Genomic DNA, 4,670 nt, shown 5'->3' with positions numbered 1-4,670 from the left:
CTCGCCGAGCAGTCGAAGCTGACCCCGGCCGATCGCGATCCCGCGTTCCGGCTCACCCTCGAGCACCTCGCGACCGACGATCGCGCTCTCGGCCTCTCCCCGCGCGACGTCACGTGGGCGCCGGGCGGCGAGGCGGTCTATTTCCGCTGGCGCGAGGATCCGGCGTCGGGACAGCTCCCGGCGTCCGATCCCTGGTATGCCGTCGACGCTTCGGGAACGAGCCTCCGGGTCGTCGACGTCGAGGAAGCCCGGACGATCCCGACCGCCAACGTCTCCTGGTCGACCTCGCGCGATCTCGCCGCCTGGACCCGGGAAGGAACGCTTTTCGTCTGGACGAAGCCGACGGGAACGAAGGCCGTCTTCACCTTCGCCGAATCTCTCGGACACGTGCACGTGCGCTCCGACGGAAACCGGGTGTTCTTCGCCACCCGGGGCTACGAAGTGCGGGGCGACGACAGCGGCGACCTCTGGGCGTACGATCGCGCGACGTCGCACGTGCGACAGATCGCTCTCGTGGTGACGAAGGACGAGGAGAAGAAGTCCCAGAAGACGTGGCTCGAAGAGCAGCAGCTCGAGCTCATCGACGTGGTGCGCAAGCGCAAAGAGTGGCGCGAGCGCGAAGAAGCACTCGACCGCGAGCGCGAGCCCTACCGGCCGCAGGAGATCCCGATCGAGAAGGGTGCCCGCGCTTTCCAGCTCCGGCTCTCCCCAGACGGGAAGTTCGTTACGTTCCTCTGGGAGAAGAAGTCTTCCGAGGAGAACCGGACGAGCTACATGGAGTTCGTGGGCGAGTCGGGCTACGCGACGGAAAAGAAAGCCCGCCCGAAGGTCGGGGAGGCCCTCTCCGAGTACAGGATGGGGTTCGTCCGCGTCGATCCGCTGAAGGAGCGCGACGCGATCGAGATTGGCTGGATCGACGACGGCATCGAAAAGGCAACCATCCTGCACGGACCGTACTGGAATCCCCAGGGAACGAAGGCTGCTCTCCAGATTCTCTCGATGGATCACAAGGACCGGTGGCTGTCGCTCGTCGATCTCGATACGGGCGTGGTGACGCACCTCGATCACCAGACGGAAGAAGCATGGATCGGCGGCCCTCTGGTGGAAGGCCGCTGGCAGCCCGGATTCCTCGAATGGCTCCCCGATGGCACCGCGTTCGGGTTGGGCTCGGTCGAATCGGGCTGGGCGATGCTCACCCTCGCCCACGTCGACGGCCGCGCCGATCCCATCGTCCCGCTCACGCGCGGCGAGTGGGAAGTGCGCCGTGCCGAGCTCTCGCCCGATGGCACGACGTGGCTCCTCACCGCCAGCCGCGAGCACCCTGGGGAAGAGCAACTCTATCATCTTCCCGCGCGAGGCGGCGAGCTCGTTCGCATCACTGAGCACGAGGGAAAGGTCCGCACTTCGGTTTCCCCCGAGGGAAAGCGCATGGCGCTCCTCTTCGAGTCGCCCGAGCTTCTCGCCGATCTCTACCTCACCGACAACCGGCAGAAATCGGCGTGGACCCGGATCACCAAGTCGGGAACGGATGATTTCTACCGGACGGCGTGGATCGGAAGCGAGATCGTCCGCTTCGACGACCCGGCGGGAAACGACGCCTGGGCGAAGATCTGGGAGCGACCTTCGAACGCTCACGGCGGCGCCATCGTCTACGCCCACGGCTGCGGCGAGTGTGCTCAGGGAGTGGACAAGGGCTGGACCCGGCTCGGGGCGATTCTCTACGCCAACTACATGTACCAGAAAGGCTACGTCGCGGCGTCGGTCGACTACCGGGGAAGCTCCGGCTACGGACACGCCAATCGGACGTATGCGTTCCGGCAGATGGGGATCTCCGACATCGACAGTGCCCTTCCGCTCCTCGACATCCTCGCCAGGCGTCGCGGCGTGGACTCCCGCCGCATCGGTCTCTACGGCGGCTCCTACGGAGGGTTCTTCACCCTCATGTCGCTCTTCCGCCATCCGGGCAAATACCGCGCCGGGGTCGCTCTCTACCCCGTCACCGACTGGGCGCACTACAACCAGGGCTACACCAACCGCATCCTGAACGGAAGCCAGCTGGACGACCCCGAAGCGTACCGGCGGTCGAGCCCCATGTACTACGCCGACGGACTCGAGGACGCTCTCCAGATCCAGCACGGTCTCGTGGACGACAACGTTCAGATCCAGGACTCGTTCCGCCTCGCCCAGATCCTGATGGAGAAGAAGAAGGACTTCGATCTCGTCGTCTATCCGGTGGAGGACCACGGCTGGGACGAAGTGGCGACGAGACGCGACAGCTACAAACGAATGACCGAGTGGTTCGATCGCCATCTCCTCGTCGATGGCAAACCGACCGACAGCGAGTCTCAAGGAGCAAGCCCATGAGCATGACCGCTGAATCCCTCTGCCGCCGCGAGTTCCTTTCAAGGGGAGCGGCGCTCGCCGCCGTGCCTCTAGCTCCGACGTTCCTCGTTCAAGACGCCGCGAGTCGGGCGAGGAGGCTCGTCGAGGAAGCGACGGTCATCGACATGCTGGCGCCGCTCTCGATCGTCGACGAACGGTCCGATGAGTGGGCCCGAAACCCCGCAAGCTTTACCGAGGAAGACTTCCGCATCTATCGAAGCTCGGGCATCGACGTCTTTCACGACACCACCGGCGGCGGCGCGTCCGACGATCCGTTCGCGCGCGCCCTTTACTGGGCGGCGCGGTGGAATGGATTCCTCGCCTACCACTCCGACTGGTTCCTCCGCATCACTACCGTCGAGCACTTGAAGCAGGTCAACGGTTCGGGAAAGCTCGGCTTTCTCCTCGGGCTTCAGAACTCCGACCACTTTCGCACCGTCGATGACGTCGACCTCTTCCATGGGCTCGGGCAGCGGGTCTCGCAGCTCACCTACAACAGCCAGAACCGGCTCGGCACGGGGTCCATGGATCGAAGCGATGGGGGCTTGAGCGACTATGGAGCCGACGTCGTCAAGCGCATGAACGAAGTCGGAATGGCGGTCGACCTCGGCCATTGCGGCGACCGGACGACCCTCGACGGCATCGAGGCCTCGGTGAAGCCCGCCCTCATCACCCACACCAACGTGCGGGCCCTCGTTCCCGGCTATCCCCGCAACAAGACCGACGAAGCGCTGAAGAAGATGGCGGCGAAGGGCGGGGTCGTGGGGATGACGGCGGTGCGGAGCTTCGTCCACCACTCCGAACCAACTACCATCGATCATCTTCTCGATCATTACGACTACGTGGCGAAACTCATCGGCGTCGAGCACCTGGGCATCGGTTCCGACACCGACGTCCGAGGCGGGTACGACGCCCAGAGCCGGGACGTCTGGGAGAAGACCGGCGGCCGCTACCGCGAGCAGTACCGCTTCCGGGAGAAGATCGACATGGACGAGATGACGAAGCCGGAGAGGACGGTTCTCCTCACCGAAGGTCTCATTCGGCGCGGCTACAGCGATGCCGACGTCAAGGGCATCCTCGGCGGTAACTTCCAGCGCGTTTTGAGCGAGATCTGGACGGTGTGAGGCCGCCATGTCCCTCGCAAGCGTCGCTCTTTTCTCGCTACTCGCGGCTCAGACCGGCTACGACGTTCTGATCGTAAACGGCACCGTCGTCGACGGCTCGGGGGCCGAGCGCTTTCGGGCCGACGTCGCCCTCCGGGGCGACCGTATCGTTCGGATCGATCGAAACGGGATCGACGAGGCGAGCGCCACGCTCGTTCTCGACGCCGAAGGCCTCATCGTCGCTCCCGGCTTCATCGACCAGCACGCCCACATCCAGACGACCATTCACGAGTACCCGCTCGCGGAGAATTTCCTGAGGCAGGGCATCACTACCATCCTCGCGAGCCTTCACAGCGGGGATCAGCCGTACCCGCTCGCCGAGTACATGGCGTCGCTTCGGGTGGCGCCGAACGTCGGCTTCTTCGCCGGGCACACCTGGGCCCGGACGACGGTCATGGGCTTCGAGAACCGAGCTCCCACCGGCGCCGAGCTCGAGAAGATGAAAACGCTCGTGGACGAAGCGATGCGCGACGGGGCTCTCGGTCTCGCCACCGGCCTTCTCTACGTTCCGGCGAACTATGCCGAGCCCGAGGAAGTGATCGAGCTCGCCAAGGTCGCCGCCCGTCACAAGGGCATCTATGTCTCCCACATGCGAAACGAAGCCGACGGGCTCCTCGACTCGGTGGCCGAGACCATTCGCGTCGCCCGGGAGGCCGGGCTTCCCGCGCAAATCCAGCATCACAAAGCGGTGGGCGGGCCGCAGTGGGGACTCTCGGAGACGACGCTCCGGATGATCGACGAGGCCCGGGCGGAAGGCCTCGACATCAAGCTCGACGTCTACCCCTACACCGCGTCGAGCACGACGTCCCGGATTCTCTTCCCTCAATGGGCGCTCGCAGGAGGAACGGAAGCCTTCGCCGCGCGCCTCAGAGATCCCGAGACCCGCACCCACATCGAAGAGGAGATGGAGACGATCTTCGTGAACCAGCGCGCGGGAGACGACATCTCGAGCGTGCAGTTCCGCACCGTGCGCTCCGACCCGCGCTACGACGGAAAGACGCTCGCCGATCTGGCGAGAGATCGCGGCCTCGATCCGACCATCGAGAACGGCATCGACCTCGTGATCGAGCTCCAGCTCGCGGGAGGCTTCGACGCCATCTACCACTCGATGGACGACGCCGACGT

3 protein-coding genes are annotated in these 4,670 nt (G+C 65.1%); all 3 read left to right on the top strand.

Annotated elements, in window-relative coordinates:
• Window positions 1–2,364: prolyl oligopeptidase family serine peptidase (locus VEK15_05250; GenBank protein HXV60078.1), on the top strand; the 2,364-nt coding region annotated here is incomplete at its 5' end.
• Window positions 2,361–3,506, top strand: coding sequence for a membrane dipeptidase (locus VEK15_05245; GenBank protein ID HXV60077.1), 1,146 nt, complete (start codon window positions 2,361–2,363; stop codon window positions 3,504–3,506). The genes VEK15_05250 and VEK15_05245, both read left to right, overlap by 4 nt.
• 7 nt (window positions 3,507–3,513) lie before the next feature.
• On the top strand, window positions 3,514–4,670 hold a 1,157-nt coding region (locus tag VEK15_05240), incomplete at its 3' end, for a D-aminoacylase (protein HXV60076.1).

The sequence above is a fragment of the Vicinamibacteria bacterium genome (assembly GCA_035620555.1).
Lineage (GTDB): Bacteria > Acidobacteriota > Vicinamibacteria > Marinacidobacterales > SMYC01 > DASPGQ01.
This window is presented reverse-complemented; position numbering and strand designations above follow the sequence as displayed.